General features: G+C 57.9%; 15 protein-coding genes and 1 tRNA gene. 9 read left to right on the plus strand and 7 right to left on the minus strand.

Annotated elements, in window-relative coordinates; translation table 11 throughout:
* Positions 1–24: 24 nt before the first annotated feature.
* Entirely contained in the window at positions 25–1,149 is a 1,125-nt protein-coding gene (locus tag HAP40_RS24215; RefSeq protein ID WP_166815377.1) for a hypothetical protein, read from the minus strand.
* Positions 1,150–1,505: 356 nt separating this feature from the next.
* Between HAP40_RS24215 and HAP40_RS24220 the strand changes: the two genes are divergently transcribed.
* Together HAP40_RS24220 and HAP40_RS24225 are read left to right on the plus strand one after the other, a co-directional pair.
* Positions 1,506–1,814 carry a helix-turn-helix transcriptional regulator gene (locus HAP40_RS24220; RefSeq protein ID WP_166815376.1) on the plus strand — a complete coding sequence of 103 codons (309 nt, stop codon included), beginning with the start codon at positions 1,506–1,508 and terminating at the stop codon, positions 1,812–1,814.
* A 71-nt stretch (positions 1,815–1,885) separates the two neighbouring features.
* Positions 1,886–4,408 (plus strand): DUF5906 domain-containing protein, encoded by a 2,523-nt coding sequence (locus HAP40_RS24225; protein ID WP_166815375.1) that lies wholly within the window; start codon positions 1,886–1,888, stop codon positions 4,406–4,408.
* A gap of 260 nt (positions 4,409–4,668) precedes the next feature.
* On the opposite strand, the gene HAP40_RS24230 is transcribed toward HAP40_RS24225, so the two are convergent.
* Positions 4,669–6,285, minus strand: coding sequence for a DUF1254 domain-containing protein (locus HAP40_RS24230; protein WP_166815374.1), 1,617 nt, complete (start codon positions 6,283–6,285; stop codon positions 4,669–4,671).
* Between the two features lie 545 nt (positions 6,286–6,830).
* Here HAP40_RS24230 and HAP40_RS24235 point away from each other — a divergent pair.
* The 5 genes from HAP40_RS24235 to HAP40_RS24255 all read left to right on the plus strand — a co-directional run bounded on the left by HAP40_RS24235 (position 6,831) and on the right by HAP40_RS24255 (position 9,405).
* On the plus strand, positions 6,831–7,661 hold the full coding sequence (locus HAP40_RS24235; RefSeq protein WP_166815373.1) for a hypothetical protein: 831 nt from the start codon (positions 6,831–6,833) through the stop codon (positions 7,659–7,661).
* A gap of 297 nt (positions 7,662–7,958) precedes the next feature.
* Positions 7,959–8,393, plus strand: coding sequence for a hypothetical protein (locus HAP40_RS24240; protein WP_166815372.1), 435 nt, complete (start codon positions 7,959–7,961; stop codon positions 8,391–8,393).
* Positions 8,380–8,730, plus strand: a complete 351-nt coding sequence (locus HAP40_RS24245) for a hypothetical protein (RefSeq protein WP_166815371.1) — start codon at positions 8,380–8,382, stop codon at positions 8,728–8,730. Before HAP40_RS24240 ends, HAP40_RS24245 begins: the two co-directional genes overlap by 14 nt.
* Complete coding sequence (locus tag HAP40_RS24250) at positions 8,721–9,182, plus strand: hypothetical protein (protein WP_166815370.1); 462 nt, start codon at positions 8,721–8,723, stop codon at positions 9,180–9,182. Before HAP40_RS24245 ends, HAP40_RS24250 begins: the two co-directional genes overlap by 10 nt.
* Before the next feature lie 58 nt (positions 9,183–9,240).
* Positions 9,241–9,405, plus strand: a complete 165-nt coding sequence (locus HAP40_RS24255) for a hypothetical protein (RefSeq protein WP_166815369.1) — start codon at positions 9,241–9,243, stop codon at positions 9,403–9,405.
* 100 nt (positions 9,406–9,505) lie between these two features.
* Here HAP40_RS24255 and HAP40_RS24260 read toward each other — a convergent pair whose 3' ends face one another.
* From HAP40_RS24260 to HAP40_RS24280, 5 genes are all read right to left on the minus strand, one after another.
* The gene (locus HAP40_RS24260) at positions 9,506–10,342 is read right to left on the minus strand and encodes a hypothetical protein (protein WP_166815368.1); all 837 of its coding nucleotides are present in this window, start codon (positions 10,340–10,342) and stop codon (positions 9,506–9,508) included.
* Between the two features lie 125 nt (positions 10,343–10,467).
* Positions 10,468–10,543 (minus strand) — tRNA-Thr (locus tag HAP40_RS24265).
* 197 nt (positions 10,544–10,740) lie between these two features.
* Positions 10,741–11,154 (minus strand): GFA family protein, encoded by a 414-nt coding sequence (locus tag HAP40_RS24270; protein ID WP_166815367.1) that lies wholly within the window; start codon positions 11,152–11,154, stop codon positions 10,741–10,743.
* A 12-nt stretch (positions 11,155–11,166) separates the two neighbouring features.
* Positions 11,167–13,005 carry a PQQ-binding-like beta-propeller repeat protein gene (locus HAP40_RS24275; protein ID WP_166815366.1) on the minus strand — a complete coding sequence of 613 codons (1,839 nt, stop codon included), beginning with the start codon at positions 13,003–13,005 and terminating at the stop codon, positions 11,167–11,169.
* Between the two features lie 102 nt (positions 13,006–13,107).
* On the minus strand, positions 13,108–13,821 hold the full coding sequence (locus HAP40_RS24280; RefSeq protein WP_166815365.1) for a class I SAM-dependent methyltransferase: 714 nt from the start codon (positions 13,819–13,821) through the stop codon (positions 13,108–13,110).
* A gap of 144 nt (positions 13,822–13,965) precedes the next feature.
* On the opposite strand from HAP40_RS24280, the gene HAP40_RS24285 reads away from it, so the two are divergent.
* Together HAP40_RS24285 and HAP40_RS24290 are read left to right on the plus strand one after the other, a co-directional pair.
* Positions 13,966–14,184: a hypothetical protein gene (locus HAP40_RS24285; RefSeq protein ID WP_166815364.1), complete on the plus strand. Its 219-nt coding sequence runs from the start codon at positions 13,966–13,968 to the stop codon at positions 14,182–14,184.
* A 42-nt stretch (positions 14,185–14,226) separates the two neighbouring features.
* Positions 14,227–14,838, plus strand: coding sequence for a hypothetical protein (locus tag HAP40_RS24290; RefSeq protein WP_334270710.1), 612 nt, complete (start codon positions 14,227–14,229; stop codon positions 14,836–14,838).
* Positions 14,839–14,953 lie beyond the last annotated feature (115 nt).

The raw sequence follows: 14,953 nt of genomic DNA on the forward strand, positions 1-14,953 counted from the left end.
CGCTCCCGCCGCAACCCAGGGCGTTCACTTCCACCGCTTTGTATCGCCGAGGATAAAATCACCGTTGTTGTCCCACAATACAGACATGTTCCCCGTCAGCACCACCTTCTTCACTTCCTCTTCGGACGCGCCGAGGGACGGGAAAGTTGACCATGCATGACCGATTGCATTCCACATTAATTGCCCGCGCACTTCCAAGTCCCACCCGACTAATTCCGGCCGCTCGGAGCGGCGCGCGATGATCGTGTGCTCTTCCCTCACGGTATCGCAAAGGCTTTGAAAACTTGGACGTTCCTTCAGGTGCCAATTAAGCATCGCGAACTCGACCATAATCTCGCGCACCTGCAATTCAGAAATCGGACCCGTGAGTTTTGGGAGCATATTATGTTGGATGTAGCTCTGCGCACCTCTGGAGTCGTCGAACACAACGAATATGGCGGTACGTCCAAGCCTCAGCATCATCGTCTGCGTAGCGTGAAGATCCCCGAAATCGAACTCGTCGAGACTCCCTTCCGTACGAACCGGATAAACCATAAGCGATCCTATTACTTCCGGCTCTATGATCGTGGGGATGTAGAAGCACCTAATAACGGTGTGGAGATGATGCAGGAGATACCAATCGTAATCGTCGGCGATCATGCCGGCGTCTACACGGGTGTCGAGGACTTTTCTGTTCGTCTTATTCTTTAGGTGTAGCTTCAGATAAATAAGCCCCATCCAAACGAATAAATGCAATCCTTTTCCAGACGCGACAAAGTCCTGAACCGAATGCGGCGAGCCATCCAATGCTGCGCTTATGGGCAGCTCAATTTCCCTTCCCATGAGGGTGTTGCACTCTTCGCAGCACGGAACTGTATGGCGGTCGTAACGAACCGGCCGGCCGTTGGGCAACGTGATCGTGCGCGAAAAGAGATTGTACCTTTGCAGCAACCACCTTGGAAATACGTGCTCGTCATTGAATGGCTTTGTATCCGGCGCAGCGCCGCAGATGAAGCAGCAGTTCCCTAAAGCGATGTCCCTAATAAAACGCTGGGTACTAAAATAGATCACTTTGCTGCCGTCGACGATTGAGCCATCGTCTGTCTTTGTCCACGTCAATGCCAAATCCCCTGTAGCGTCCCATCCTTCGCTGCTATTCTCATATTTCATTCTCGCTTTCTATCCTTTGCGTCCTTCGCGCCCCGCGTCTGTTTGCCTCTTCCGACGTGTTCATCACGGTCTCTGGCAGATGAGCCTCAATGAGCAGATAGAGCAGCAAATATAGAATTTGGCAGCGCGCGGAATCATCGCATTGAAATCGTTGATGTTCGGCGCGGCGACATATTGCCGGGGAAGCCGAGGGGTACGCGAAGCCCCTTCAATGCTGTTGATCTTTACTCATCGTGGCCTTGACGAACCATATTCGTTGAATCAGTTTGTGTAAGCCGGTGATGCGGATGCTCCCGGTGTAAGGGTCGGATGGCCCAAGTCGCGGTAGAGACGCGGCGCGCGGCGGGCGGATGCCTGTGAACCCCGTCAACATCATCATCAGGTCATCCGCCATGACATCAACGGTCCTGCTCGTTGACGCGAGCACACACGCGGCTTTCGCGCCCAGCGACATCCTCGTCAATTCCAAAGCTGCCAGGACAATGCTCGGCAATATCTCGCACGCGACGCTACATTGCTGGCAGCACGGTCTACACCATCGCACGCGCAACAAGATCATCGCCCCGCTCGCGGACTTCCCCGCCCCGGTCATGATCAGCGGTCGGCGCTACTGGCGCCGGTCCGACCTCGAAAAGTTCATCAACGGTCGCGCCAGCGCCGCCTAGCGCCAGAGGAAAAGGCCCCGCCAGCGCAACCCGGCAGGGCCTCTAATCATCGTTCTTTAGGAATAAGCATCATGACTATACACGCCCGCGCCGCGCATCTCAACCGCGCGCTTGTGACACTGCGCGCATTCGATAGCGGAAAGCCGCCTGCAAACCTCGCCGATCCTCTCGCGGGCCTGAAATCCCTTCCGCAATGGGTGCTGTGGCGACTTGAGCAATACGATGGCGAACCGAAACCGCGCAAAATCCCATACGATCCGAAGACACTTCAACGCGCCGACACAACCAATCCGACCACATGGGCGAGTTTCGAAACCGCGACGACCATTGCGACGATCAATCCGGAATTCCGGATCGGCTTTGTTTTCACCTTAAATGATCCATATATCTTCGTTGATCTTGATGCGTGCCGCGATCCGGACTCCGGCACATATAACGACGAAGCAACGCATATTTGCACGCGCTTATTTCCGGGCGTAGCAGCGGAGGTTAGCCAATCAGGAAGCGGCTTGCACCTGATCATGAGAGGCGACAAAACCCAATTCGGCAATCGCCGCAACAAGTGGGGTGGCCGATTTGAGTTTTATCAGAACAACCGCTTTATCGCCATTGCGGGCAGCCAATGGATTGGTAATGCCGACTTAGAGCAGACAGCATCGCTGCAAACCTTCCTTCCGATCCGCGAACACGACCGGGACAATCAAGAAATCGAGACCATCCGCGATCCGAGATGGTCAGGGCCGGAAGACGATCAGGAACTATTGGCCCGTATGTTTGCATCTGATGACAAGATTTCAGACGATCGGCTTGCAGAGTTAAATGACACGATCATGTGCAATCCGAGTGATTGGTTTGCCAAAATCGAATTCGACAGGTTGAGCAAACGAGTTCCGTTCGCCGCGCTATGGAATGGTGATGCTAAAGTTCTGAACCACCTCTACCCGTCATCAACAGGACAGCAATTCGACCACAGTGCAGCTGATTTGGCCCTCATGAACAAGTTGGCATTCTGGACCGGCAAGGATCATGTGCGAATGATCCGGCTTTTCAACATATGCGCGCTAGGCAAGCGCGATAAATGGATTAGGCGCGCGTACTACCGCAACAGAACGGCCAGTAGTAGCAACATAGCCTGTTGCAATATCTATTCCGGCACCGTCGCCGAACGCCGGGAAAAACAACGCAAGGAAAACGAGCGTATCGGTGAACAGCTTGAATTCGACACAACCACGAAGTTGATGACGTTGGTCGAAATGGAAGCAAGCCTATTCTTCGCTAAGACCGGGAACAGCGGCGCAGTTGCCAACGCGATCAACCGCGAAGTGCTGTCGATGAGCGTCGCTCGCAATTCGTACGCGGCATCGCTCGAAACGCTAAAATACAAAGACGGCCGCAGCGGAAAAGAAAAGGAAAAGCCTGTACCCGGCTTAGAACTGTGGTTGAAAAGCACCAAGCGAATGAATGTAGACGCGGTCACTTGGAAGCCGGACGGCGGCCCTATCTGCGAACCGCCAGAGCGACCGGGCGAAAGCGCCTTCAACGTTTGGCGCGGACTGATCAAGCCGACGTTTACCGATCACTTCATCAGCGACGATCGGTTGCGCGACAATTGGTTGCCTGTATGGCGCGAACACCTCGCCTATCTCGTTCCGATCGAAGCGGAACGCACTCGATTTGAACAGTGGCTTGCCCACATTCTGCAACATCCCGGTGAAAAAGTCGAAACTGGCTGGTGCTTCGTCGCAACTCAAACCGGCATTGGTCGCAACTGGCTAAGTGGCGTTCTGTCGCGCGTGCTACGCGGCTACGTGCTCAACAATGCGATTTTGGATACGATCCTTGAGGGTAAATATAACGGCCGCATGTCCCGCAAGCTGCTGATGGTCGTAGACGAAGCACGAGCAGGAATGCGCGGTACCAACAGTTGGGGACTGTCGGAAAAGCTCAAGACAATGGTGAATGCCGATTATCGCGAAATCAACGAAAAGCACGGCTTGCAATGGGTTGAGCATAACGCACTGCGCTGGCTCGTATTCAGCAACAATTGGGACGCGCTCCCGATCGAACAGAACGATAGACGCTGGAACATCATTGAAAACCCGACGCAACCGCAACCAACGAGCTACTACGACTTCATTTACGAACGAATGAGACAGAATGAATTGATAGCCGCAGTGTGGGCGCATCTTTCCACGTTGTCGCTCGACGGGTTCAATGTTGGACATCGCAGCATTGAGAACGACGCGCGCAAAAGGATGCTTTCGAACCTTGCGAATGAGGTTGAACAGGCCTTAGCAGAGTTCAAAGACCATTGGCAGGCGCAAGTGGCGCGTTTCGAGACGATCAAACAATTCGTGAAGCACAGAATTCCGAATGCGAACGAAACTGTCATCCGAAGAAACCTATCGAAACAAGAAATGATCTTCTGCGAAAGGCGCGTCACCAAAGACAACGTTCGCTTGGTGATTATCCGCGATCTGAACGAGCAGCAGATTTACGCCGACCCCGCGCTCTATGTGCAGCTTGCGAACGTCGAAGCAAACAGGTTGCGAACGAACGGGTTTCTCCCCTTCACAGTTGCCGTCGCTTCATAATTTGGAGCGGCGACAACGGCGACAGGGCCTTTATCCTTTAGGAAAAAAGATATCCCCTCTACATCTCTCTGTAGGGCTGTAGAGGGCCGTCGCCGCTGTCGCCATGCTGTTAGGGAGCGCGCCCATAAATCGCCATGTCGGCTTTACTCCTGAAATCAGAAATCGCCGGTCGTCCATGGAACTTTCGGCTTCGGGCCCAATAGCGGACGCCGCCACGCATGCGATGGCGGCGCCGCTCGTGGCTGCGGTAGAGGCGGTTACTATTTCACCATCGCAATCTCACTCGGACGCCATTCCTTGGTGAAGAACGGTTCAAGCGGACTGTAAAGACGCAGGATAGTGAACCAGCCTTTTTTCGGGTCCGTCTGTATCCAGTTGCCACGCTTGACGTCCGCAGGCTGGGTCGGACTGAAATAGATTGTCGTAGTGCCGTCGGCGTCTGCTTCGGCGGCCGGCGACGGATAACTCTGGCTACCAGCGCGAGGGTGGCGCTGCGGCGTGTCAAGCATGGAGCGTGTCTGGTTGTCGTAGACCGTGAACGACCAGAAGTTCGCCTCCGGTATTCCCTTGGGTAGCGTCACTTTGTACGTCTTGGACCCGTCGAAGTAATTCTTGTCGGCATCCAGCATGTTGAGGAGGTATTGCGAGCCGATGCCCGGCACGCGCATCGCCATGGCCGGTGTGATACCGGTGACGTAGTAGAAGAAGGCGGTGCGCGCATCCAACTGCCGGTAGCCGGTCGCTGGGAATGGCTTGACGCCCTCACGAGTTATTTCTGGGATTGGCGTCTCGAACTCGTACCCGGTGACGAACAGAAAGTTCATCCATGCCGAACCGGGATAATAGAACCAGCTTGGATCACGAGGGTTCATGAACAGGGAGCGGGAGGTGGCATTGGCGACCGCAAGCGCTTCGGCGAGAATTTTCTTCATCCGCGCGTCCGGCGCAAACGGTTTGTCTTTGACAATACCGATGGCTGCGACCGACCCCATTTGTTCAAGGTCGAGGGATGTAGCAGGCTCTTGCTGCACGATTTCGTTTAGCATCTCATAGAAACTGAAATCGTTGGGCGGAACGGTGTTCATCACCTTGCCGCTGCCTTCGTGAAACTTGGAAGGCGGCGGGTCTCCGATCCTGCCGAGCTTGGCCTTGCCGCTGAGGTACTCGGCAATGGGTGTTCCGACGCCGCCGGGTTCGAACGGGTAAATCTTGGTCGATTGCTTAATGGATGCGACCGCAGGTTTCGGGTCGTTTTTGTTTTCAAGAAAAGCGCGGCCCATGATTAAGAGCCGGTTTGTCCGGGATCGGGACACGAAGTAGCCGCCCTCCGGCACCGGACCGTCGTAACCCGGTGGCAGGATGAGATACTTGCCACCGAGGCCACGATCAGGGCCAGGCTGGCCAAAATCGGTGACCCAGCGGAACCACATGTCGTCGAGCGCTCCAAGGACCTTGGGCGGCACCTCGAACACCATCGGCCCCTTGGAGACGTCGATGAAGCCAAGGAAGTACACAGTGTCTGCGTTGGCAGTCAGGAAGAGCGACTTTGCATCCATCAACTCGGAAAAAATGAGGATTTCATTGTCCTTGACCCCGGCCTCCAAGAAGCCCCTGCGGGCGGCGACTAAGCTCACCCCTTGCATGGTGTTTGCAAAGGCGTTGTAAGCGTGCGTGAAATCGATGTAATCGTAAGCCTTCTCCAACGTGGCTTTTCCGGGCGCACCATCCTTGAAATCGAACGTGCCAAGCCGCGTCTCGACTTTGTCCGGCGTGATGATTGACGGGGGAATTACCGGTGCCGTTTGGGCGGGGGCAGTCCGAGGCAGTACCAACGTAATGCAAACGACGGCTGCTGTAAGCGAACCTACTGACTTCATTAGTCGCCTCCCGTGATGCTGATTGAACAGTCTTGATGCTACCAGAGAGGGTATTTGGCCACCTATTGGCCCTAGGGTCAAATCAGAAGTGCAATGCCCCTTTCTAAAGAGCTGGTAGCATCGGTGCCCGCATTGGCCGAACGTCTGCTTCGGGTCCGCAACCGGTCATCCCTAATGTTCGGGTGGCGAGTCCGCGTCACCCCCTTAGAGCAGACCGAATTACCCCACAGTGCCCCCTACAAAAACGCGGTCAGTTATCACGTTAATGTTGCGTGCGTTTGGGTTGTCGCATTTCTGTTTGCTGAACCGATGCTCCATTCGCAGCGCGATCATCGCGATTATCGTCGCAATTATCATCGCAAGTAATACCGCATGAACAACACAATATTCATCGCAATATCCACAGCAATAATCAAATGAAATCAAGTACTTAGTGAGGTCGTCTCTTGACTTTACTTTCCGGCTCGGTGTATTCGTTGGCGTGTCGTAAATATTCAGGCGTTTGGAGTGCTGCGCTCCTCGCCGTGTCAAGGAAAGGATTGCTGATGAATGGCATTGCCAAAACGGCGTTCCCGCTGAGGTTCGACAATCAGCCGGATCAGAAACCGTTCGCGTTCGAACTGAACACGACCGAGCGCGGCGTGGTGATGACAGGGCGCTCGGCAAACGGGGCCACAGCGAGCGCCTTGATCACGACACTCGATCCGGCTTCACCACTTGCCGAAATGAACAGCTACATCGGCGAGTGTGCGAAAGCGTTCGTTGCGGACGTTGCGGGATTGCATGAGAGTTTCAAAAACGACGAACTGACCAACCGCATACGGGCCGCCGCTGATTTGCGTTTCGGAAAGACCTGCGGACAACTTCAAAACCGAGGCATCAAGGAAAGCCAGGACGTTGCCGCTTCGCGCGCCGCGCTGATGGCCGTTGATCCTGCAACGGCCGCAAATGCCCACCTGAGAGCGCACGGAATGGCATTATGGCGCAGCGCTGACCGCTCCCGTCAGGAAGCGATGGCGACTAGCGAAAACACGCCGTATGAGACGACGGCCGCATTGATCGAATCTGGTGCACTGACTGGCGTAAGCGAACGCGCACGCGATGCCGCAATCAACCGCTATATGGCTCAACGTCTAATCGCGAAATCTGGTTCAAATGCTGCGCACCAAATCGCACCCACTTACGAACGCCCTCTCGCAACCGGGCCGGACCACCGTGCAGCGCGCGATGCCGCCACGCGCGAACTGGATAAATTGAACGCACGCGCTGAAGCTGTTGCTACCGTCGAAGATATGCTGAGGCGAATTTGCAATGTTGTAGCGACCGCAACCAATCTGTCACCGCACGATATCTACAAAACGTTCGATCGCAAATAACAAGCAGCGCCGGGGAATCTTGTTTGCTTGGCCACTATCATCAACGTGAGTGCTTTGCGATGAGGCGCGGTCGCCGTCCGGATTTTCCGCGCGTTGTAGTGTTACGTGCGACGCCGGAGATTGATGCCGCGACGCTTCAAAATTCTATCATGCGGTCGCGCGCGGTCTTGTCGCGATGGAGAATGGTGGAGAACTTCCCGGCTGCGACACGTCGCGGCAATGTGTGGTGGACATCTACAGCGGCAGTCGCACAGTGGTGTGAGCATAGGCAAATACGAATTTTCTGGACTTAGAGCGATGACCACACCCTCTAACCTCGCCGTTTTTCACGGTAAATCAACGGTTGCGAAGGACGAACGGGGCCGCTTCGTATCCGGCCCGGCCAACACCGGGAGACCGGTTGGCGCTCGTAACAAACAATCCGCTGAGTTGATGAAAATCGTTCGCGCGATGGGCAATCGCGCTGCCGCAAATTTGTCCGATGCTTTAGACGCCAAAGAGCAGTGGGCAACAACTCTAGTGCTTCGTTACTGCCTGCCGAGCGCGCGCACGCAGGAAATGCACGGCGCTGACCCGGAAGATATCAAGGAAGCATTTGTTGCTGGCGACATTTCGGCGGATGAAATGAAAGAAATCGCAACCGCAATTGAGAAACTAAAATCTGTCGCAGATATCGATGATTTACGCAATCGCCTAGGCGAATTGGAACAACTGCTCAATGCCGATAGGTGATCGCGACCGCAACAGGCTTGCTGCACTTATCGCGATCGTGAAGCCTGCCCACAGCATCGCAGCAAAACTGGAAGCGATAACGGATGAACAGCGCGACTCTTACGCAGGATGGGAAGCACGTCATGAACGATGGATTGAGTGGTGCAAAGCGCAGCAAGATGACGAAATCGAAGATGATGATGCACGTCCATACGCCTATTCGCTTCAACGGTACCCACCGCCAACACTACGCCACGAAGTAGAAACCGCGCTTTTCGGCCAAGCGCCAAAAATACCCAAGACGGACACCGAAGCCGACGCCGCCCGCAAATGGATGGATTATTTGCAATGCTTATAGCCGATAACTCGCCGCTTCGCGATGTGCGAATTTACAAGGTGTTTCATCCGCACCCGATCATCTACGCCTTCAATCGCGACGGGTTGATGCACTTTGCGAGCGCGACCGAACACGATCGCATCGAAGGCGAATACGCAACCAACAACAACCGCGTCATCAGGAAGTGCGACGCCCTCTATTTTGACAACTATCAGCGTGAGCCAGTGCGCGAGATACACTTTTTCGCAAATGTGCAAACGCCTAATCTCTCGATTGGTCCCGACACGCTAATTCGGATCATTAGCCTGTACTTGTGGACGACACCCGCTCACGCGTTTGAAACTCCGCGCGACTTCCGGCTGTTCTTCGAGAACGACAACTACTCACTGAATGAGGCCGAGCGTCTGTTCAGAAGCTACGTTGATCAACTAGCGATGCGCTTTCCGGACAAATGCCGCGAACAGCGCAAATAGATCGGCTAATCGGACGGGCCGTCTTTCATCGTCCGAACAACAGAAGGTAACGTTCCCCATGGCAACGAAACTGCTTAGCCACAATTCCCACAGCGAAGCCGGAAAATCGCATCTCGAATATATGCGCGAATTGCTATCGAAGCATGGCGACGAAGCCAAAATCGATCTGCATGCTGACCACATGCGATCCCTGCTCGCGTTCGCATCCCCCGACAAACGCTAATCGAATGCGCCGGCAGAGGTTAGTCGCTTCTCCATTGCCGGTTCATGCTACCCCGGACGCGTTGTCGGAAGTACACAACGCGTCCGGGGAATGTACGCTTCTACGCTGGCGGAATGACCTCTAGCTCTTCCTTGCCGTGGTATCCAATAACCCGATAAGAAACGACCTTTCCGGATGACCGCGACACCACAACGTCTACAAAATAGATCGCTTGGTATGGATTATCCTCATCATCAATCATCTGATTTTTTAGGTGGCTCATTTCGTCGGTAAAGAAAACGGCGTGGGACTTCTCATCTATCTCCTCGATAAGCGCCCGGTCCGGGGTCGTCTTTGCAGCAGACTTAACAGAATCGCGATCAAGTCGCTTCCAAATCATCGGAACGCGCTGCACGATCTCTGCGTTCGGATTTTGAAGTAAAGCTTTTTCTTGGGCAGCAGTTTCAAGGATACTGACCGCTTCCTGTGCTGTGATAGTCAATAGTTGGATCGTCACCGGTCCGTTAATCACATTGAAGGTCTGTGATCCGCCGTGGTTTGCGATGGGCTTAACGATGTTCGTTGCGTCGTCGCAATCCTTGACCGTGATATTGTCACGATCCGTCGTTTCCCTCTTTTTCGCGAAAAGATCGATCAGGGATTTAAGGTGCTTGCCGAACTTTTCGATCAACTCCAATTTGTCGATTAGAGGAGCGAGCAGCGGCCCCGCCATCGCGATCATGGTAGTCAGATCGGGGACCAAGTTGATGTCGATGCTGCCGGGCCTTACAGCCGACACTAAGAGCCGAGCCTCGGAGTTTTTGGAAGCTAGCTCGTTCTCGACAGCGTAGGCTTGATATTGGTGCGCGATAGCTGTTAGCGCGCCGGTTAGTTCGGAAATTTCAATAGGCTCTTCCGGCTCCAAATGGAGCTGAAGGCTCGGCTCAGCGGCGGCCATTTACCCTTCCCCAGACTTCTACCACGGTATTGAACCGTAAGCGCCGACGATTGGCTACCGGAAAGGTTGAGGTGAGTTAATCACTCGCGCGCTGTTCGTTGACGTGATCAAGGGGAAAGCAATGATGGTGCTGGCAGCAGGGATCGAACCCGCGACCCCGTGATTACAAATCACGTGCTCTACCAACTGAGCTATGCCAGCGACGGCCTCGGTCATATCAGAACAGCGACGATCGCGGCAACCACACAGGCCCCTCTTTTTACCCCGTTGGTTACCCGCGCAATTCGTTCGATCCTTATCCCCTGATAATTATAATGAAATTCGGCCGAAGCCACGGTTTTGTAAACCGAAGGTCGGGGTTCAATCCCCTCAGCCGGCACCAGCTTTTGACGCGGCACTCAGCTCGATTTCTTCGGCGCGCTGCTCTGCTGGAAGTGCTCCGCGCCCGCGATCTCCACCCAGGCGTGTTTCGACCGCTCGAAAACCGATCTGACGGGAGCCGGGTAGTTTGGGTCCGCGATCGCACCGACGGCAACGGCGATCATCGTCGGTCGGTTGTCGGCCTTCCAATAGACCGTCGAACCGCAGTCTCGACAAAAATAGAAGCGGACCCTGCTGCCGCTCGCGGCCGCACGAACATATTCCTTCGGCGTTCCCGCGACCGTGACGGCCTCGACCGGATAGAAGGCGCCGACGCCGAACGGCGCGCCGGTTCGTCGCTGGCACTCAACACAGTGACAGGCGGCGACGAGGCTGGATGGCCCCGGAAGCGTCAGCGCAACAGCGCCGCAATTGCATCTGGCATCGATCATGGGCCCTCGCTCTCACTCCTTCCCCACTTCGAACGCCAGCAGCACGTTGCCGGCAACGCCGCTCCATTGGCCGTAGCCGGAATTGGTGTAGAGCATGCCGCCGGCGATCACCGGCCCGGGACCGTCGATCGCGCCGCCATGGGCGGGAACACCATTCACCGCCTTGAAATCCTGCACGGTGTCGAACTCCCACAACAGCTTGCCGTCGGCAGTGGCGTAGGCGCGCAGGACGCCGCTGACGCCGCCGGAGAACACGACACCCGGGATCAGGCTCACCGCCGCCGACAGCGCGGGGCTGCATTGCGGGCGATCGCCGCAGGCGACCGGCGGCACCTCCATCTCGATCTTCCCGGTCGCGAGATCGAGGCCGAACAGGCCGCCGCCCTGCGTGGAATCGAGACGCCGCGTACCATCGCGCATAAACCGCACGTCGGAGTTGGCGACATAGATGCGATCCCCATCCGCGGCCGAGCCCCATTCGCTGCCGCCGAGCGGACCGCCCTTCCCGATCCGCGTCTGCCACAGGATCTTGCCACCATCATCGGGATCGAGCGCGTGCACGACGCCGGATTTCTGCGCGATGACCAGCACGCGTCGGCCGTCGCGCAAGGCGACGAGGATCGGCGACTGGCCGAAATCGTGATCGGGTCCGTGATCGTCAGGGCAATTGGTCCTGTCCGCGCTGTAGCACGCCACGACAAAGGCGTCCTTTGGCGTGGCCTGCTGCTTCCAGAGCAGCTTTCCCGTCGCCAGATCGAAGGCGAGCACCGCATCGGCGGTTGCGGCCGGCGGGTTCGAGTAGGAATTGCTGGTCGCGACATAGATTGCGTTACGCCGCGCGTCGATCGTCGGCGCCGACCAGACGGCGGCGCCGGACGGGCCAAAGAGCTGCGTGCCTCTCGCGTTCTTGCTCGTCGGATGCGGTATCTCGGGGATCGTATAGGCCTGCCAGACCTCCTTGCCGGTCGCAGCCTCCAGCGCAACCACGCTGCCGCGGAAGGTGCAGCATTCGTAATTGGCTTGCGAGCCGGCGGCTTCCTCGAGCGAGGACACCGGCACGTAGAGCACGCCGGAATGCAGCACCGGTGCGCCGGTGATGCGTGCGGCCGCGTGCTCCTCGACTTTCGTCTTCCAGATCAGTGTGCCGGTCAGCGCGTTCACCGCATAGGCATTGGCGCGCAGATCGCCGAAGTAGATCGCGAACTGATCGGTGCCGGCAAGCGGCGCGAAGCTGATCGCGGCGCGCACCGCCGCATCCGTTGCGAACGTCCACAGCGTGCAGCCGCTTCGCGCGTCGAGCGCATGCACCTTGCGGTCGGTGCCGCCGATGAACAGCAGGCCGCCCACGATGGTCGGCGGCGCAAAGGACACCGAGGCGCCGGGAAACGCATAGGCCCATTTCAGCCGCAGGCGCGGCACCTCTGCCGCGGTCAGTCCCGCCATCTCGGCCGGCTGGAAGCGGCTGTTGCCAGCGTCGACGCCCCATCCGTTCCAATGCGGACCGTCGAGCGGCTCCGGAAAGCCGCTGACCTGCTGCGTGCAGCGGCCCTGCGTGTCGGCCGTGCCGCCTCCGGTCGCGGCCTTGCCGGTGACGAAGGCCGCAATCGCGCGGCGTTCTTCGTCGCTGCGGTCCTTCGCCATCGCCGCCATGCTGCCGGAGGTCAGCGTCGCCAGCACATGATCGAACGCCATCGCCTGCATGGCGCTCCGGCCGGGCACGCGGCTCTGGGCATCGCCGCCATCGTGGCACTGTGCGCAATGCGTCGCGTAGAGCGCGGCGCCGTCCTGCTGTGCGGCCGCCGGAGCGCCGCACGAGATCAACAGGGCGACCAAGACAGCACGTGCTCGCATGGTGTGCTCCTGCGTGATCGGCGCGCCCCAGGATCGCGTCGCACAACCCAAAGTGTATCGGCGGCGCGATCACGGAAGCAATGGACGTTCCGTCCGCGCCCATCACACATCCGTGGCCATGCGGACGCGATCGGGCAACCGGTCCAGCCGCCAGAGCCCGAGGCTCTTGTCGCGCCAGCCGCCGCCGCCCTCATCGCAACGCTCGTTGATCAGCGCGAGCGGTGCCGGCAAGTCGAATGGCGCTTTCTCCATGTTCAGCGCACGCCAGTCGCCGTCTTCGCAATCTTGATTTTCCTCCCAATCGGGAAAGGTGGTGACCAGCAGGAAGCGCGCGCCGCTCATCCGGAATTGCGTGAGGGCGCAGTCGATATTGGCAAGGCTCAGATGCACCAGACAGTCCCGGCACAGAATCACGTCAGCGCGCGGCAGCGCATCGCGCGTAATGTCGGCGACGAGAAAACGGCCGGCCATTTCGCCGCGAGATGCGCGCAGGTTGTTGGTTTCGATGAGCGTCGGCACGATGTCGATGCCGGTGTAGTCGACATCGAGCTTGATGCGGCCGATCCATTCGGCATCGCCGCAGGGCGCATCGAGCAGCGAGCGCGCGCCGAGCCGTTGCAGTAGCGCTGGAAGCGCCTCCCGGATCGCCGCGGTCGCGGGATCCTCCGAGCCGAGGCCGGAGACCGAAGTCGCAGCGCCCCAAAGGTTGGTCCGCTCGATGCGCTCGAAGCGGGCGGCGAGATCGAGGCCCGCGAAATTCTCGCGGTCGGCCAGGAAACGCTCATGGGCGAGCACGGGAGGACGATGGGAGATCATCTGACGAGCCTCAAGCCAAGTCGCACGCAGTGTACAGGCGATGCGTCGCGGCCGTCATCGCCATTGGCCATCGATCCTCTCGGAGACGGCCAGCCGGACAGGGCCAGACCGGAACCAAAGACGTGCATCGTACGTTTCCGACCCATGCTGATCCGGGAAGAAAACCGAAACATGTTTCTGCTGGCGACGGTGACGCTCTGCTGTGGCGCCGTGGCCGGGACAGTTGCTCTGTTCGAACAGGTGCCAGCACCCATGGCGTCAGAGCAGGTTGCCCAGCGGACGGCGATCGATGTCACCGCTCAGGCGCCGGTTCGGGTGGTCGGCGCGCCGTTCGAGCCCAACGTCAATCCCCGCCAGCGATAGCGCTCACGTCGGTGAGGTCTCCCTGCCCTTCTGGGGCCGGCCATGGACGCGCGCCAATCCCTCGATGAAAGCGATCACCTCCGCCCGTTTGTCGGGAGGCAACGACAGGAAGGCGCGGACCAGCCTCAAGCCCTCCGCTTCGTCTACCCGTTCGTCTTCGGCAGCCATCCGGCCAATGTCGGCCGATCGGGAAAAATATGCAATCCCCTCCGAACATACCTTGATTCGGTGCAGCCGGTTTGCTGGAATGGGCGACTGAGGTGGATCATGAAATGGATCAGGGAACGCGACGCGCTGATCGCGGAGACAATGGCCTTCGTCCAATCGGTGACCGGCAAGAAGGATGAGGTCCTTCGGCCGGGCGCGCCGCCGGATTCACCCGCGGCGAGCGTCGGGATCGTTGCCGCCACCACCCTTGAGACCGTCGCGGTCGAGATCGCGCCGCCCCAACCCCCTCCGCAGCCTCAAGGCGTTCAGCTCGCTCCCGCGCGGGCGGATGGTGATTTCCGCAGCGAAATGCAGACCCGGATCGCCAATTTCCGCAAGCACCAGGAGCGTTTCGAGCGCGAGCGGGAAGAATATTGCACGGCGACCCTGACCAAACTCCGCGCCGCCATCGGCAGCGCCTCCCCCCGCCCACCGGCCAAAACCTAAGGCAGGGGCTCCAGCGGACTACAGCCAGGACCAGACCAGCCAGAGATTGGCCGCGCAGGCGCCAAACAGCGCCAGCGTCAGGGGCAGTAGCATGTGCCCGCAGGAGGTTTTCAGG

This window comes from Bradyrhizobium sp. 1(2017) (assembly GCF_011602485.2).
Lineage (GTDB): Bacteria > Pseudomonadota > Alphaproteobacteria > Rhizobiales > Xanthobacteraceae > Bradyrhizobium.

Excerpts from the sequence above, each read along its gene's own strand:
- HAP40_RS24215 (WP_166815377.1), bottom strand. The coding sequence starts at position 1,149 with ATGAAATATGAGAATAGCAGCGAAGGATGGGACGCTACAGGGGATTTG.
- HAP40_RS24225 (WP_166815375.1), top strand. The coding sequence starts at position 1,886 with ATGACTATACACGCCCGCGCCGCGCATCTCAACCGCGCGCTTGTGACA.
- HAP40_RS24230 (WP_166815374.1), bottom strand. The coding sequence starts at position 6,285 with ATGAAGTCAGTAGGTTCGCTTACAGCAGCCGTCGTTTGCATTACGTTG.
- HAP40_RS24235 (WP_166815373.1), top strand. The coding sequence starts at position 6,831 with ATGAATGGCATTGCCAAAACGGCGTTCCCGCTGAGGTTCGACAATCAG.
- HAP40_RS24240 (WP_166815372.1), top strand. The coding sequence starts at position 7,959 with ATGACCACACCCTCTAACCTCGCCGTTTTTCACGGTAAATCAACGGTT.
- HAP40_RS24245 (WP_166815371.1), top strand. The coding sequence starts at position 8,380 with ATGCCGATAGGTGATCGCGACCGCAACAGGCTTGCTGCACTTATCGCG.
- HAP40_RS24250 (WP_166815370.1), top strand. The coding sequence starts at position 8,721 with ATGCTTATAGCCGATAACTCGCCGCTTCGCGATGTGCGAATTTACAAG.
- HAP40_RS24255 (WP_166815369.1), top strand. The coding sequence starts at position 9,241 with ATGGCAACGAAACTGCTTAGCCACAATTCCCACAGCGAAGCCGGAAAA.
- HAP40_RS24260 (WP_166815368.1), bottom strand. The coding sequence starts at position 10,342 with ATGGCCGCCGCTGAGCCGAGCCTTCAGCTCCATTTGGAGCCGGAAGAG.
- HAP40_RS24270 (WP_166815367.1), bottom strand. The coding sequence starts at position 11,154 with ATGATCGATGCCAGATGCAATTGCGGCGCTGTTGCGCTGACGCTTCCG.
- HAP40_RS24275 (WP_166815366.1), bottom strand. The coding sequence starts at position 13,005 with ATGCGAGCACGTGCTGTCTTGGTCGCCCTGTTGATCTCGTGCGGCGCT.
- HAP40_RS24280 (WP_166815365.1), bottom strand. The coding sequence starts at position 13,821 with ATGATCTCCCATCGTCCTCCCGTGCTCGCCCATGAGCGTTTCCTGGCC.
- HAP40_RS24285 (WP_166815364.1), top strand. The coding sequence starts at position 13,966 with ATGCTGATCCGGGAAGAAAACCGAAACATGTTTCTGCTGGCGACGGTG.
- HAP40_RS24290 (WP_334270710.1), top strand. The coding sequence starts at position 14,227 with ATGGACGCGCGCCAATCCCTCGATGAAAGCGATCACCTCCGCCCGTTT.